The 16,077-nt window shown below is 47.6% G+C and carries 11 protein-coding genes; 2 read left to right on the forward strand and 9 right to left on the reverse strand.

Annotation, left to right across the window (positions count from 1 at the left end):
• The first annotated feature begins 27 nt into the window (after positions 1-27).
• Together ACFVQB_RS08165 and ACFVQB_RS08170 are read left to right on the forward strand one after the other, a co-directional pair.
• Entirely contained in the window at positions 28-1,035 is a 1,008-nt protein-coding gene (locus ACFVQB_RS08165) for an ABC transporter substrate-binding protein (protein WP_379436803.1), read from the forward strand.
• A gap of 77 nt (positions 1,036-1,112) precedes the next feature.
• Entirely contained in the window at positions 1,113-2,825 is a 1,713-nt protein-coding gene (locus ACFVQB_RS08170) for an ABC transporter ATP-binding protein (protein ID WP_379436806.1), read from the forward strand.
• 151 nt (positions 2,826-2,976) lie between these two features.
• Here ACFVQB_RS08170 and ACFVQB_RS08175 read toward each other — a convergent pair whose 3' ends face one another.
• The 9 genes from ACFVQB_RS08175 to ACFVQB_RS08215 all read right to left on the reverse strand — a co-directional run bounded on the left by ACFVQB_RS08175 (position 2,977) and on the right by ACFVQB_RS08215 (position 15,739).
• Positions 2,977-3,900 (reverse strand): class I SAM-dependent methyltransferase, encoded by a 924-nt coding sequence (locus tag ACFVQB_RS08175; protein ID WP_379436809.1) that lies wholly within the window; start codon positions 3,898-3,900, stop codon positions 2,977-2,979.
• Positions 3,901-4,212: 312 nt separating this feature from the next.
• On the reverse strand, positions 4,213-6,270 hold the full coding sequence (locus ACFVQB_RS08180; RefSeq protein WP_379436812.1) for a serine hydrolase domain-containing protein: 2,058 nt from the start codon (positions 6,268-6,270) through the stop codon (positions 4,213-4,215).
• A gap of 262 nt (positions 6,271-6,532) precedes the next feature.
• The gene (locus ACFVQB_RS08185; protein WP_379438066.1) at positions 6,533-7,756 is read right to left on the reverse strand and encodes an MFS transporter; all 1,224 of its coding nucleotides are present in this window, start codon (positions 7,754-7,756) and stop codon (positions 6,533-6,535) included.
• Between the two features lie 203 nt (positions 7,757-7,959).
• Complete coding sequence (locus ACFVQB_RS08190) at positions 7,960-10,023, reverse strand: molybdopterin-containing oxidoreductase family protein (protein WP_379436815.1); 2,064 nt, start codon at positions 10,021-10,023, stop codon at positions 7,960-7,962.
• Between the two features lie 453 nt (positions 10,024-10,476).
• Positions 10,477-11,331 carry a formate/nitrite transporter family protein gene (locus ACFVQB_RS08195; RefSeq protein ID WP_379436817.1) on the reverse strand — a complete coding sequence of 285 codons (855 nt, stop codon included), beginning with the start codon at positions 11,329-11,331 and terminating at the stop codon, positions 10,477-10,479.
• Between the two features lie 205 nt (positions 11,332-11,536).
• Positions 11,537-12,898: an FAD-dependent oxidoreductase gene (locus tag ACFVQB_RS08200; RefSeq protein ID WP_379436820.1), complete on the reverse strand. Its 1,362-nt coding sequence runs from the start codon at positions 12,896-12,898 to the stop codon at positions 11,537-11,539.
• Positions 12,899-13,278: 380 nt separating this feature from the next.
• Positions 13,279-13,761, reverse strand: a complete 483-nt coding sequence (locus ACFVQB_RS08205; RefSeq protein WP_379436822.1) for a glutathione peroxidase — start codon at positions 13,759-13,761, stop codon at positions 13,279-13,281.
• Positions 13,762-13,948: 187 nt separating this feature from the next.
• On the reverse strand, positions 13,949-14,761 hold the full coding sequence (locus ACFVQB_RS08210; protein ID WP_379436825.1) for a ferric iron reductase: 813 nt from the start codon (positions 14,759-14,761) through the stop codon (positions 13,949-13,951).
• Between the two features lie 90 nt (positions 14,762-14,851).
• Complete coding sequence (locus tag ACFVQB_RS08215) at positions 14,852-15,739, reverse strand: ABC transporter ATP-binding protein (protein ID WP_379436827.1); 888 nt, start codon at positions 15,737-15,739, stop codon at positions 14,852-14,854.
• Positions 15,740-16,077 lie beyond the last annotated feature (338 nt).

Here is a 16,077-nt window from a genome sequence, read left to right on the forward strand (position 1 = left end):
GATTATATACACAGGGGGAACAATCATATGTTTACTGCAAAAAAACGCTTTTCCGGCTTGCTGCTTATGCTCGCCATCATCATGATCCTGGCTGCCTGTAACAGTGGCACGGGTTCGGGCACAACGGAACCAGCAGCGGCGGGTTCGGAATCGACAACAAGTTCTACCGAAACAAACACCGAATCTTCGGATGCTACGCGGATCTACAAGTCATTAAGTGGAGATGTGGAAATTCCGGCTGAACCGAAACGGATTGTTACGGATATGTACGTAAGTGATCTGCTCGCACTCGGTATAAAGCCCGTTGGCTCTATTAAATATTATCTGGAAAATCCATTCTACGCCGATCAGGTGGAGGGCATAGAGAATATTGGCGACCGGGGTGCCGTATCCCTGGAGAAGGTCGTCGCGTTGGACCCGGATCTGATCATTACCTACTCTGATAAAGCCGAAGAAATTGAGAGTTATCAAAAAATCGCACCAACCGTGGTCATTCCCTACGGCACGTTTACCAATGTAGAGGATGAAATTCGGGGCTTCGGAGAACTCATGAACAAATCCGAAGAAGCCGAAGCCTGGCTGAAAACGTACGACGAACGTATTGAAGCCGCTCGCGCCAAAGTAAAAGCAGTCATTAAACCGGAGGAAACCTTCTCCATCCTCGAAGTATCAGACAAGAGCTATTATGGTTATGGAGACAACTTTGGTCGCGGTGGACAGGCCGTTTATCGTGCTTTGGAACTTGCACCACTCGAAATCACCAAGAAAGAACTGATGGGCGATACCCAATGGAAAGAGATTTCCCGGGAAGTCGTTGGTGATTATGCAGGAGACCATATCTTCTTAACCGTAGGAGAGAACAATAAAAATTACCAAGGGGACTCCATCTGGCAATCACTCCCGGCTGTGAAAAACAATCAAGTGTACGAGCTGGAAGAAGATCGCTACTGGTACTTCGACCCGATTGCAATTCAGGGTCAGGCTGAAGAATTTGCCGATATGATTGTAGAACGTGCACAGCAAAATCGTAAATAACATATGAAAGATGCTAGTGTCTGGTCAGGCTATGGAGCCTGTCCGGGCATTTGCGTTATATGGAGGAGGACCAACATATGCTTCGCCGTTTCATGGCTTATTATCGCCCTTATCGAGGGCTCTTTATATTGGACTTCTCCTGTGCCATTCTGGCTGCACTGCTGGAGCTTGCTTTTCCCTTGGCTGTGAACAAAGTTGTCGATCAGCTGCTTCCCGCAGGCAACTGGTCCATGATTTTATCAGCCTGTGCCGGATTGCTGGGTATCTATCTGCTCAGTTCCTTTTTCCATTATGCAGTCACCTACTGGGGGCATAAGCTTGGCATTAACATCGAATCCGATATGCGGCGGGAACTGTTCCAGCGTGTGCAGAAGCAATCCTTTCGCTTTTTCGATAACAACAAGACGGGGCACCTCGTCTCTCGCATGACCAACGATCTGATGGATATTGGTGAGATTGCGCACCATGGACCCGAAGATTTGTTCATTGCCCTGATGACGTTGGCTGGAGCCTTCGGCATAATGCTCAATATCAACTGGCAACTGGCTGTAATGACCTTCATCATCGTACCGCTGATGATCTTCCTGTCCCTCTATTTCAGCCGCAAAATGTCCAAAGCGTTCAAGCGTATGTTTGCGGATATCGCAGACTATAACGCACGCGTAGAGAACAATGTGAGCGGAATTCGTGTAGTACAGGCTTTTGCCAATGAAAAGCATGAAGTGAAACGTTTTGTCGAAAATAATGAACGCTTCCGTCTTACTAAACTGATCACCTATCGGATTATGGCGTGGAATTCCTCGCTCAGCTTCATTCTGATGAAATTCGTCTCACTATTTGTTCTGGTATGCGGTACGTGGTTTGTCATTCAGGGCAGCATGACCTACGGAGAATTTATCGCCTTTGTCATGTTATCCAATGTGTTTCTTGGACCGATTCAGCAGATCAATTCCGTCATCGAAACGTATCCCAAAGGTATCGCCGGATTCAAAAGATATCTGGAGCTGCTGGAAGCGGAGCCTGATGTGGACGATACTCCACAGGCCAAACCGATTCCGCATGTAAAAGGCGACATCGCCTTCCATAACGTTTCATTTGCTTACGGCGAACACAAACCTACCCTGGATCAGGTCAATCTGGAGATTCAGGCAGGACAAACGGTCGCGCTGGTTGGTCCTTCGGGTGCAGGCAAATCTACGCTATGCAGTCTTATTCCACGCTTTTACGATGTGGATGCGGGACATATCTCTATTGACGGGATTCCGGTAAAAGATATGACGTTGGAGTCGCTGCGCTCTCATATCGGGATTGTGCAACAGGATATTTTCCTGTTTGACGGATCGATTCGCGAGAATATTGCCTACGGCAAACTGGATGCACCTGATGAAGAAATCTGGCAAGCCATTCGCCGGGCTCAACTGGAAGAGTTGGTACAATCTCAACCGGAAGGACTCGATACTCTAATTGGTGAGCGTGGCGTCAAATTGTCTGGCGGACAGAAGCAACGTCTATCCATTGCTCGCATGATTTTGAAAAATCCGCCGATTCTCATTCTGGATGAAGCGACCTCCGCACTGGACACGGAGACGGAAGCCGCCATTCAGCTGGCTCTATCCGAGCTGGCCCAGGGACGTACTACGCTGATCATCGCCCATCGACTCGCAACGATCAGACACGCGGATCGCATTGTGGTTGTGGAGAACGGCGGCGTAGCTGAGCAAGGCAGCCATGATGAACTTCTGGCACGTCAGGGCTCGTATAGCCGGCTGCATCAGGCCCAGTTTGGATAAGGTTGGAGCTATATATGGTTATCCTTACACTTGGTCATTACGATGACAGAACGTTCGATAGAAACGAATAAACAACCTTCACTCTGGGTACAGGGTGAAGGTTGTTTGAATTCAGTTCATATTCTGTCGCAAACTCATGATGAATAGGATTTTATTTTTTTACTGCATGGATAAAATGGATCGTTTCGAATGCAGACAGGTAATCGGTCCGATCGCTGAAGTATCGATTCTGAATGTTGTCTGGCGACAGGTGTTCATAAATCAGCAATCCCGCCTCGGCTAACATGCGCTCGATCTCATCATAAGTGAAACAGGATTGCATCGGTTCTCCGCCAACCGCAGCCATCTTCACCATATTCTCCACCCGGTTGGACAACCCTTTTTCCTTAAAGAGCCGTTCGTCCGCATAATCCAATACAATGGAGCTTCCGGACGGGAGCTCGGCAAACCAGTGCCGGATCAGATGGCATACGACCTCCTTGGTCAGATAATATGAAACACCCAAAAAGCTGAAGAACGTTTTCTGGTTCACGAATCCCTCATCCGTCAAACGGGTCAGACTTCCATAAGAAAGCTCCTGGGTGAAATCCATGGGAACGAAATGCAGATTGCTCGGGATGGACAAATCAGCCTCATTCAGCCTGTTCTTCTTGAGCTCCTGGGTAGCCGGATAATCCACTTCAAAGATGTCCAGGCTATTGTTCATTTCCGGGTGCCTTACTGCAAACGTATCCATACCGGCTCCAAGGATGACATACTGCTTCACTCCCAGCGCAACTTCGTGAAGCAATACCTGTTCGCAATACGCAGCACGTGCCAACGTTGTCGGAGATAGCTGAACTTGTGTGATCCATTTTAAAATTTCATCTGGATCATCCTGAACATGTTGAGCCATCTCCTGGTTAAAAAAATGGATACCCTGAATCATGTTCTCACGGATACTTGCAAACTCTTGTGGGGTAATGAGTTCTTTTGCTATAAAATCATCAAAAATTTTAGGGGTGTCATAGTTGCTGTGATACGCTCGGCCAAAGGCCGATATCAAAGAAGTTATACTGGGCTCATTTTGTTTCATAGCCTAATCCTCCCTCATAAGAAGATCGTCTATCGATGTACATTCCAAAGAAGACAGACCGCATTTAGCGGAAGTTTTTCTTGCGATATCAGGATACTCATACTCCAAAGTTTGTACTTTCTGATATCTTAAACAAAAATAAGATTCCCCCTGGCCAGGAGAACCTTAGTATATACGGAAAATTATAATATGTAAATTATAGCATAAAAATATTTTTTTGTCAATTTAAATTTACGGAATTAAAGACACCTTGAAGTGATATTTCCACCTTAAGCTCAAAGTGCCTTTTCAATTCGTTATTGCGAAGGGTTACTATAGTTGTGCTGGTTGAAACATTTTAGCAAACAAGTATGCGGCTTCTTGACGAAGCATTGGACGGTTCGGTTCATAATTGATGGTTCCGTCTGCCGTGACCTTCACCTCCGGACCAAACAAGTTCGCAGCAATGACAAAGCTCACTGCATCCTTCGCCCAGGAAGCCGGTTGTGTCCCTGCTATTTTCACCTCAGCCGCAGGAGTCGGCATGGACAATTGTACATATTTCCACAAAATCGAAGCGGCTTCTTGTCTTGTAATCTCTCGATCCGGTTCAAAACGTCCGTCACCTGCCCCCTGCACTCCCAAAAGCTCCGCAACTGTCTGGATTTCCTTGGCTAACGGATGCCCTACGGTATCTTTGAAGATTACAGGATGATTAAGGGGCTTTATTCCGGAACCTTTAAGTAACATTTGCACATACTCGGCACGAGTCATTGCTTCTTCGGGTCTGAAGGTGTTCGAACTGTCGGCACTAATGACCTCCAGCTTTTTCAACAGCTGAATCGCAGAGGAATAAGGACTTCCAGCCGACACATCGCTATACTGCTGCGGTTCGGATAATTTCTGCATGAAGCTGTCTTGCAAACTGTAATAATAATGACTGATCTGACCATTGTTGTCTTCCTTGAATCCTACCAACGTCCCTTGCTCATCCTGAAACAACAATGGTTTCAACTGAGTTAACTTATGAACACCTGTCTGGTCAGCTAGGTTCAGGGTACCATCCATCCCAGCTGTAACTTTCGAGTTTAGCATGGATAACCGCAAACCTCCGTATGTACCTTCGAACTTGCTAAGTTGTTCCCTAGAAAGCTTCATAGGTGTGCCTGCAGGTCTCTCATCCGGGAAAAACTTCTGCATAAATCCACTGAACAGCTCCATACGGGGATCAATGGCTTCACCATTAACAATAACTATTGCCCCAACGTTCTGTTCTGGCAGCAGCCACATCCAAGAGTGATAACCTGGAATATCGCCACCTTTTCCAATCACTGTCTGGCCATTATACAGTTGTGTATATACGGACTCGAATCCGTATGACATTACCGGCATATCAGGGTTAATGCTGTACTGGGGAGCCTCCATATCTCGAACAGTTTCTTCCTTTAACAAACTTGTATCTCCAATCTTGCCTCCGTTCAGCATCGCAATCATATAATTAGCCATATCGCTGCCGGTGGAGTACATGCCTTTGGTTGGATCAACTTCCGGATAGCTGATATATTCAGGAAATGCATCACCTGTAACATTATGACCTGTTGCAAGCCTTGAGCTTATCTCGGAATTCATTACAAAGCCTGTGCTTGTCATCCCAAGCGGCTTAAATATGTTGTCGTCCACGTACGTTTCGAATGGCTGCTTGGACACTTTCTCCACGATGTAACCTTGATGCTGGAATGCGAGATTGTCATAACGAAAGGCACTTCCGGGCTTTCTTACTACAGTTGGAGCATTTTCTTTAATAAAGCTGTCCAATGATACGCCTTCTGTTGTCCCAAAAATATCTGAAAAGTTATATCCGGTTGTATGAGTCATCAGATTTCTCATGGTAATCGGTGTACCTGTTTCGTTTTGGATCATCACGCCTTCCATATACTTGGAAATGTCCTGATCCAAATCAATTTTACCCCGCTCGGCTAATTGCATTACAGCCGTCGTTGTAAATAATTTGCTTATCGACGCCATGTGAAATACCGTAGTTTCAGGATCAACGGGCTTTTTGGAAACCATGTCCTCATAACCATAGCCTTTGCTCAATATCACTTTGCCATCCTTAACAACAACGAACACCGCTCCATTAAGCTGCTTTTGTACGTCAGGTTGAGAAAAATATTCATCTGCGAACGCCTCTACAGACTGCGTTGTCATTGCATAGTTTGAATTCTGTGATGAATTAACCTTGTTATCAGATGTTATTTGTAGTTTTTCGGGGACTGGAGTTGAATCCTTTTCCGCATAGACTCCCAAACCAGGAACCGCTGCCGTTAATGTCGTCAGCATTACAGTAGCAAGAAATACTCGCTTGGTTAGAGGCTGTTTAATTTTTTTCATTTGTTCTCCTTTTAATATGGTTTATTTTCCCTTCTATATTTTATATTTTCACGTCTAATAACAACAACCTACCTCAGCCCAGTATCCTTTATTACCCAGAACTAGGATGACACCTGTACCAAAGTAGAGGTATCCCCCCTCCTTTAGTCGGGTTTGTCCGAATTCAAATGCTCCCCTAAAATAAAAGGCACTTCCCGTATTGAGCTTCTCCGCTCAACCGGAAGGTGCCTTCTCAATTCATTATTGCGGCAAGAAAACAACATTAGGCGTCCAATCCATACTCCTTGACCTCGCGGTGGCGGTTCAGTACCGCATGCAACACAAAACCGAGCAGCGCCACACCCGCCATCGCTGTCGCCAACCAGGCTACAGAAATTAACCCTTGCTTATCATACATGACACCCATCGCATAGGGACCGATGACGCGCCCGACCGATCCAATCCCACCGGATATCCCGATGTAGAAGGGTGCCGACCTTCCCGCATGCTCTGAGATGAATGCCGGCGTAGCAGGCGAGATCAGCATTTCCCCAAAGGTAGCCAGTACCATCGCAAGCACCATCCCCGGATAGCTATACATGGTGATCATGACGATGTAGGCCATGCCGTAGAACACCGCACTTGCAGTCATCTGAGCAGTCGATGTACGGGCCATCGTGCGCTTGACCCAGTTGGTGAAGGGTTGTCCCACAAAGATCAGCACCCCGTTAAGAGTCCAGAGCAGACCGTACATTCTTTTCTCCATACCCTCGGAAATGATATACGGAGACACACCTGTATTCCAGATGGAATTACCGAACAGCAGGAACAGCACGCCCAGGCTCATGAACAGATATAATCTGGTGTTGCCCAGCAGCGCCCAGACGCCCGGTCCACCTTTAACCGTTTTGCGTTTGGTCAGATGCACTTCGCCCTGATCCGGTTCTGCTCGCGACAGATAATACCAGAAGAAGATGGCAAACCCGGCAGAGGTTACCCCGTTCAGTACAAAGCTGAGGTGATAGGAAAAGTCAGCCAGGAAACCACTGAGGGCCGTACCAATCGCCACACCGATATTGTTGGCGACATAGATCACATTGAACAATTCCCCGCGTCGCTCCGCAAACCGGAAGCCAATAAAGGCCTGAATCGCTGGCAGCGACAATGAACTGAACAGGCCAATCCAGCCCATAGCACATATAAACACAACCCAATACGCACTGATCCACGGCAGAGCAAACAGCCCTACCGCGTTTAACGCCAGCGATCCGATGATCAGCTTCTTGACCCCCACCCGGTGGTACAATGCCCCGCCGAGCAATTGCCCGAAGATGCCGCCCAGCGACTGGATCAGAATAACAAACCCCGCGTTCGCCATCGTGCGTCCAAGCTCGTCAAACACATACATCGTGGTCAGCGGCCACATCAAGGCACTGCCTGTCGCATTGACCAAACTTGCCAGCAAAAATATTTTCACTTCTTTTGGATACGTATCCAGCCATCTCATCATCTTGTTTTACTCTCCTTAGTACCTTCAAAAAGCATATTGCCAAAAAAAACAGACCCTTGCCCTGACGGCATGATTAGCCAGAGCGAAGGCCACTTGAATTTTGAATTTAGAATTTTGAGTTCTGGATCTTGCTCTTTGCCTTCTGCTTACGATCTATCCACTGTTCATCTTACCTGAAAAGATCCGATCTGCAAGCACATTCATTGACGCTTCACTTCGACAGTGGCCGAGAAGAATGTAGCCCCGTTGCCCATGTCAGACAGACGATTGGACGTGAGCGAATTCGCCCGCTGTTTTTTGCCATTGCCATCCCACCATAACCCTTGGCTAATCACCGTTCCTGGCAGCATGGATTCACTTACCTTGGCGGTTAGTTCGATCCGGCCACGGTCGTTCCATACAACCACCGCATCTCCGTCTTCCACCTGTCTGCGGGCGGCGTCCTCCGGGTGCATTTGCAATAAGGGCATCTTCTCCAAACGTTGATGTTTGGCCGAATTGGCAAAGGTGGAATTCAGGAAATTATGGTTAGGCGGCGACAGAAACATCAGCGGATAGACATCCGCAGGTCCAGCCGGGTTTTCCCCGTCGTACCCCTCAACAAGAGCACTGTACGTAGGCAACGGCGGCAATCCCTTCTGTGCCATCGTTTCCGAATACAGTTCAATTTTCCCCGAAGGCGTAGGCAGCTGATCCAAATAGGACACATGGGAAGACATATCCAGCTTGACGAAATGATGCTGCTTCAGCCCCTCCAAGGTTACTCCGTTCATGTAGGGATTGCCCGTACCCTGAAGTGCTTCCTCGATCATCTGTTCCGGTGTCTCACCGAAAATCTCCGGGTCATACCCCATCGCCTGTCCAAGCAAAGAGAACAATTCAACATTGCCCTTGCTCTCACCCAAAGGCGCAATGACCGGCTCTTGCAAATGAACATACTGATGCCAGTAGGACGTATACAGATCTGTCGTTTCAAATGAAGACGTCGCAGGCAGCACAATATCCGCGTATTTCGCCGTATCTGTCAGGAACAGGTCATGGACAACCGTGAACAGATCCTCCCGTGCAAAACCTCGCTCTACCCGCTCGGTATCCGGTGCCACTACCAATGGATTGCTGCAATAGACCATCAACGCCCGAATCGGCTGCTCCGCTTCCAGCAGCGCTTCGCCAATCCGGTTCATGTTCACCACGCGCGGCTCCGGATTCTGCCTTAGCTCCGGACGCTCCAGCGCATCGCTATTGGTGCTCGCGTAGCTGTTGGTACGAATGGCACCACCGCCGCGCTTCAGCCACTGGCCTGTAATGGCAGGCAGACAGGCTACGCTGCGCACATTCATGCCACCGTTGTCGTGATGCTGGAGGCCATTGCCGATATGAATATGGGCTGCCTGTGCGTTGCCATACAGCTCAGCCAGCTTCACGATGTCCGCTTCCGGCACACCTGTAATACGTGCAACGCGCTCAGGGGTATAGCTGCGGACATGATCACGCAGTGCCTCATGGCCGACGGTATATTTTTGCATAAAAGCCTCGTCCGTCAGTCCCTGCTCGAACAGTACATGCATTAATCCGAGTGCCAATGCACTATCTGTACCCGGGTAGAGTGGAATGAACCAGTCGCCCCATTGGGCGGTCCGATTGCGATGGACATCGATGACGACGATTTGGGCTCCCTTTTTGCGGGCTTTCTCGGCCAGAACAACCTGATGCATATTGGTGCTGACGATGTTGCCTCCCCACACCAGAATGACATCTGCATGCTCCGTATCCTCGGGCAATGTTCCCCGGTTCGCACCCATCGTATATTTCCACCCGGTATTTCCCGCTGCATTACAGATGGTCTGTTCCAGCATGCTCGCACCTAGCGCATTGAAAAATCGACGATCCATGCCATCCACACCAAGAATGCCCATGTTTCCATAGAAGCTGTATGGCAGAATACTTTCCGGTCCGTAGGTATCCGACAGCGAACTGAATTTCGCCGTAATCTCGTGGATGGCTTCGTCCCAACTGATTCGTTCGAACTTGCCTTCGCCCTTGGCACCGATACGTCGCATCGGATATTGCAGCCGCTCGGGGTGATACACCCGCTCCGTCATATTTCGGACCTTGTTACAGATGGCGCCTTTTGTAATTGGATGGTCCGGATTGCCCGCTACCTTCACGATTTTACCGTTCTCCTTATGAAGCAGCAGGCCGCAAGTATCCGGACAATCGAGCGGGCAAACTGCCGGGAATACGCCATTCTCCTGGTCGATCATATACAAGTTCCTCCCCCTTCAAAAGCTATCTTTATATCATATCTTCTTCATGGTAATCACGTAAAGAGAACAGTCTTTTTTCACCGCCACAACCGCTTCAAATTTTTTTCAAAAAATCTTTTTTCACCTTGATTCAATCTCGAAATTCAGGGGTAAATTAAAAATAAGGCATTAGGCTAGTGTTTCCCCACTTCCTCCTCATGCCATATCATGGACCACTCCCGAAATTCGCCATGAACAGGTTTCGTTCCCCCGAACCTTGTCATGGCGAATTTATTTTGCGTGGATATTTTTGCATTAAAAAAGGCGGTTCCTTTCCCGCGCATCACAGCAAACAGCCATGACTTGAACGAGATTAGAATCGCCTTCCCTGTTTACTTAGCACTCATCTTTACACGCCTTTGCACTCATACCACGGTTATAACTCTAACTCGGGTACTGGGCAAAATACCGCTACGCCTGCTTGCTCCACATCGGTCTGGCTTCCGTCTCCACAGGCTGGACCGCCGCCATTGCCACCTCAGGCTTCACTTCCGGCTCATGCTTGCGCAGGTACACCATCCAGTAAGCAGCTGCCACAAACAGCGCACCTCCTGTCAGGTTGCCAAGCCATACCGGAATGAAATTCATGACGTATTGCCCCCACGAATAATGCCCTTCGAAAATCGCCGCAGGAATCAGGAACATGTTGGCGACAACGTGCTGGAATCCAATAGCCACAAAGGCCATCGTTGGGAACCAAATGCCCAGTACTTTTCCGCTCATCGTATCCGATACATAAGACAGCCAAACCGCAAGAGCTACCAGCCAGTTACACCCGATCCCGGATATAAAAGCCTGAAGGAAGCTGTCGTCCAGCTTGTGTCCAGCCATATCCACCACTTTGGTCAAATAAGCCCCCTCTGCCGTTAGACCGAGCACATGCCCAAACGCATAGGCCACAAAGAGCGCCCCAAGGAAGTTACCTATCGTTACTAAGGTGAGATTCTTCAACATGTTGCCTGCGGACAGTTTACGTGCAATCGTCGCAAGTGGGACGGCCATCATATTACCTGTCAGCAGTTCCCCGCCGCCAATCAGCACCAATATTAAACCTACCGGGAACACTGCTGCACCAATCAAATTAACCAAGCTGCCCCACTCGGCCGGAGCAGAGGCAATGACCCGAATATCCAACAGAAATCCGAGCGCAATAAAAGCGCCTGCCAGGAAACTGAGTATCAATACGGAGGATACCGGATTTTGAGCTTTCTTCATCCCCGTATGCGCCGTATATTGTGCAACCTCAAGAGGTGTTTTTGCTGCCATAACGATCCTCTCCTTCACAGTTCATGAACATCATAATTCAACTTGTTTTGTTGATATGTTCATTGTATAGCGAAGGTTTCAAGAGGTTTGTTACTTTTATCACAAAGTCTGAAAACTACATTTTAATGCTTCTGTTTTGTCTTGCTTGATGTGCAGAAAAAAAGAACTACCACAGGATGACTGCGGCAGTTCTTAGATATTTTGGTTATACCATTGCTGGTGTTTTCACTTCTACTGGAGGCAGCGCCTGAAGACCAGCCGAGTTCAGGAAGTTCCATGGTTTGTTGTAATGTGGCTGGAAGAAGAAGTCGATGAAGGCCAGCTCATCTACCGTCATGTTGTTCTGGATGCAGAGGGAAATCGTATTGATCGACTGTGTCAGATCAGCCTGTGACATCACCTGCGCGCCAACAATGCGGCGCGTAGCCTGCTCATAGATTACTTTGAGCAGCAGCTTCTCTGCCGTTGGCATGAACTCCGGACGATAAGCATCTTCAAGCGTTACTGCTTCAACAACCAGACCTTCATCCGCAGCAGATGTTTCCGTCAGACCTGTACCTGCAATATTTTGCTCATAAATTTTGATACCTGATGTGCCTTGTGTACCCATGTACGGTGTCGTAGGACGAACCAGGTTCCGCGCTACAAGTGTACCCATCCGCACGGCGTTGGTTGCCAGTGGAATGTATGCTGCCTTGCCGGTTGGGTTGTAATGAATTGCACAGCTGTCTCCAGCAGCGAAGACGTCTTTTTGGCTGGTTTGCATATATTTATCCACGATAATTGCGCCGTTCGGCAGCATATCCACTTGGCCTTTGAGCAGTTCGGTGTTGGGACGGAAACCAATACACAGAATAACGAGGTCTGTTTCGAACTCTCCCTTGGAAGTAATGACCTTGTTTACTTTGCCATTCTCTCCAGTAAATTTCTGAACGGTTTGGCCCAGCGCCAGCTTGATGCCGTGTCCAGTCAACGTTTCTTCAATGGCATCCGTGAACTCGGGATCGAGATATTTGTTCAGAATCCGGTCCACACTATCGATTAGCGTAACTTCCTTGCCATTCATTTGGAAAGCCTCCACCAGCTCGATGCCGATGTATCCTGCTCCAACCACGGTAATGCGTTTGGCATGCTTGGCTTTCTCAATGATGGTGTTGGAATGGTTGTAGTTTTTGCAAAGTAAAATGTTGTCCAGCTCAATGCCTTCCAGCTTCGGTACGACAGGCCATGAACCCGTTGTCACGATCAGCTTGTCAAAGGTATCTTCGAATTCTTCCCCAGTTTTCAAGTTTTTAGCCTGAAGTTTGTGACCCGCAGCATCTACTGACGTCACTTCATGAAGCATTTTGGTCACGACACCAAGCTCGGCCAGTTGGTTTGGCGAAGAATAGAACAGTCCATCTGGATCTTTCACCACGCCACCCACATAAAGCGCAATCCCACATGATAGGAAGGAGATATTGTCATTGCGCTCATACACTGTAATGGTAGCATCCGGGTACAATTTGGCGGTGTTAACGATGGCTGCGGTTCCTGCATGTGTACATCCGATAACTGCGATTTTCATAAAAAGTTCCTCCTCGAAATATATAAATAAGAAATTGAATATAACGTCATTGTAGTTGTGAAATATTTCACTTCTTAACGAAAAGTTCTTATGTGATTTATTTCACTTTATACGCTTATTATAATGTGATATTTTTCACATTGCAAGAGGTTAATCAAAATAAATTTTGTCGATTACGTTATTCTTTACGATCAGTCGAGTTATTGGCTTACCTTCATTGACTACAGTTTTCCCTGCAAGTGGCTGATTTATGCTCTCCCAAAAGCGCACTAACATCCTGCAAAAAACCTATACAGCAAGCAATATTGCGGTTTTTTTACAACCTCTAAATATTAAAAAAAGCCTGCCCTCCAAATCTGAGGCAGGCTTCTTCGTTCATTTTATACACCAAGCAGCTTTTCAATCTCTGCAGTCATGGCTTCAGGGGATTCTTTTGGTTCAACACGCCCTACAACTTCACCTTCACGATTCACGAGGAATTTGGTGAAATTCCATTGGATGCTGTTTTCTTCGCCAACACCAGGTTGCTGCTCACGCAAATACTTGAACAATGGGTGCGCATCCTCACCATTTACGTCGACCTTGGCAAACACCGGGAAATTAACGCCATAGTTGATTTGGCAGAAGGATTCTGCTTCCTCACTGGTACCCGGCTCCTGGCCGCCAAACTGGTTACAAGGGAATCCCAGTACAACCAAGCCTTGATCACGATAGCGATCATAGAGCTTCTGCAATTCACCGTATTGTGGAGTCAGTCCACACTTGCTGGCAGTATTGGCGATCACCAACACTTTGCCTTGATACAGATCGAGTGGAACTTCCTGATTTGCGGTCGTTACCGCCTGATACGAATATACGGACATGACTGATTCCTCCCATGAGTATGATGTAGGTTGGGCTGCTGTATGTACTGTACTGAATGACCATGCGGTACACAGCCTGTCTCCATATTATAAACCTGAGGCGATCAATTACCAAATCTGCGAATAAAAACTGCCAAAGTGCATACGTAGAAGTACACTTCGTCCATCGACATGGACATATCCCTTTTTAGCCTGACTTCGCAGCCAAAATAGCATCATACCGCTCTTGCCGCTCTGCCTTCGTCAGTTTGGGACAACTGTAGCAAAAATTCTGACCGCCATACACCTGATGGTGCAAGCAGCAGACTGGCTTCATCAGCATGGTTTCTCCAGGTTGATGCGGATTATCAATCTCCACCGGCTTGAAGGTTAACAGGTTCTTTTTCAACCCAAGAATCTCTGGAGGCATAGCAATCACATGCTCATACCCTTGTATAACCGCTTCACGTTCCGTCTCCGTGATCTTCATCTGTAACGCTGTCGTTTTGAACCATCTCAGCATGGATGCGAGCTGGGCCCACATCTGACCTGGATTCGCTCCTCCAGCAACAGCCACCCCTTCAATCATTGGACGAAGCTGGTCACTGTAATATTCGGTCAATACATCATTCCGCCAGGAGGATGGAACGGCATCAGGTCCGGCCACCAGATTCGGATGTGATTGCTCGGTTGCATTGTTCAGTTGAAAACTAATCCCCGGACGGCCATCCTTTACCTCCAAATGCATATCTATGTTCTCCAGGGACAGATCCAGATAGGTGTCACATAACGCCGTCATGTAATGAACCCCAATCATCAGGCCACGAACTGAATGCATGAAATAAACAGCAGCTGAGCGAAGAGAATCGGCCCGAAGATGCTCGTTATAAGCTTCCAACATAAGCTTGGCCTGCTCTGGATGTCTTAATTCCCTCAAATGCATGCTAAAGACCGGTTCGTCAATCGTCCCGGTTGTTATTCGTCCATATTGCTGTAACCAGGTGTAGTTGATTTCTCCCATTCCTGTAGACCTCCTAGAATGCGAATGAGCCGCGTGCATAATGCACAGCGGCTTCATACTATAGTTTAGGACCACATATGGCCCGTTTCATTAACTTCCTGTCGCGTGACGAACACGTTGCTCTGTCCGTCCTCCAGCATGAACCATTGCACTGTTCATGACCATTTGTTCTGGAGGTGCTGATTGCTGGCGTTCACCCGCAAGGGCGTAAGGTAAGCAAAGCGGTACACCGGAACGTGGATCAATCACGATATCAGCTTCAATGTTAAATACTTCACGAAGCACATCGGAGTTCATAACCTCTACAGGTGAACCTGTAGCGATGGCTTTACCTTTTTTAATACCAATCATGTGATGCGCATAACGGGAAGCATGGTTCAAGTCATGCACAACCATAACGATCGTACGGTTTGCTGTGGCATTCAGTTGCTCCAGCAATTGCAGTACTTCAAGCTGGTGAGCCATATCCAGGAACGTTGTTGGCTCGTCCAGGAACAGAATGTCTGTCTCTTGTGCAAGAGCCATGGCAATCCAGGCACGTTGACGCTGTCCACCGGACAGTTGATCGATTGGACGATCATGGAACTCCGTCATGCCTGTCACTTCGATAGCCCATTCAATCATGCGTTTGTCTTCAGCACGCATCGATCCAAAACCTTTTTGATAAGGGAACCGTCCGTAGGATACCAGTTCGGTTACCGTAAGTCCTTCGGGCGCTGTTGGATTTTGTGGCAAAATCGCAAGCTGCTTGGCTACTTCACGTGTGGACTGCTTATGGATGGACTTCCCGTCGAGCAATACACTACCTGCTTTTGGATTCATGATCCGTGCCATCGTTTTCAGGATGGTGGACTTCCCTGAACCATTGGCTCCAACAAGTGCTGTAATTTTTCCTTGGGGAATTTGAATATTCAGATCTTCAACAATCAGTCTTTCCTCATAAGCGATATCCAGCTTGGACGTCTCCAGACGAAACATGCGATCATCCCTCTCTCATTTATCCCGGTTATGTATTCCGGCTATGACAACGAAAACGAAATTGTAGTTCAGCGTATTTCCGGCGCAACAAGATCTTATACACTAAAGATACTGATAATCATTATCATTTGTCAACACCAAATACCAAATTCCTTGATGGTTGGGAGCTATTTTTGAAGTGTTTTACTAGAAATCGGTCAGATTGTCCGCTCTTTATGTGAGAGCTTTTCTCATCGTGTACGTGCATTTCATCGCTTTGCGTATGTTCATCCTTGCCCAATATCTCAATAATGTGTCCGAATTGTGAAAAATAGACCTATATTGATTCATTTTGTATA

It is taken from the genome of Paenibacillus sp. NPDC057886 (assembly GCF_042796655.1).
GTDB lineage: Bacteria > Bacillota > Bacilli > Paenibacillales > Paenibacillaceae > Paenibacillus.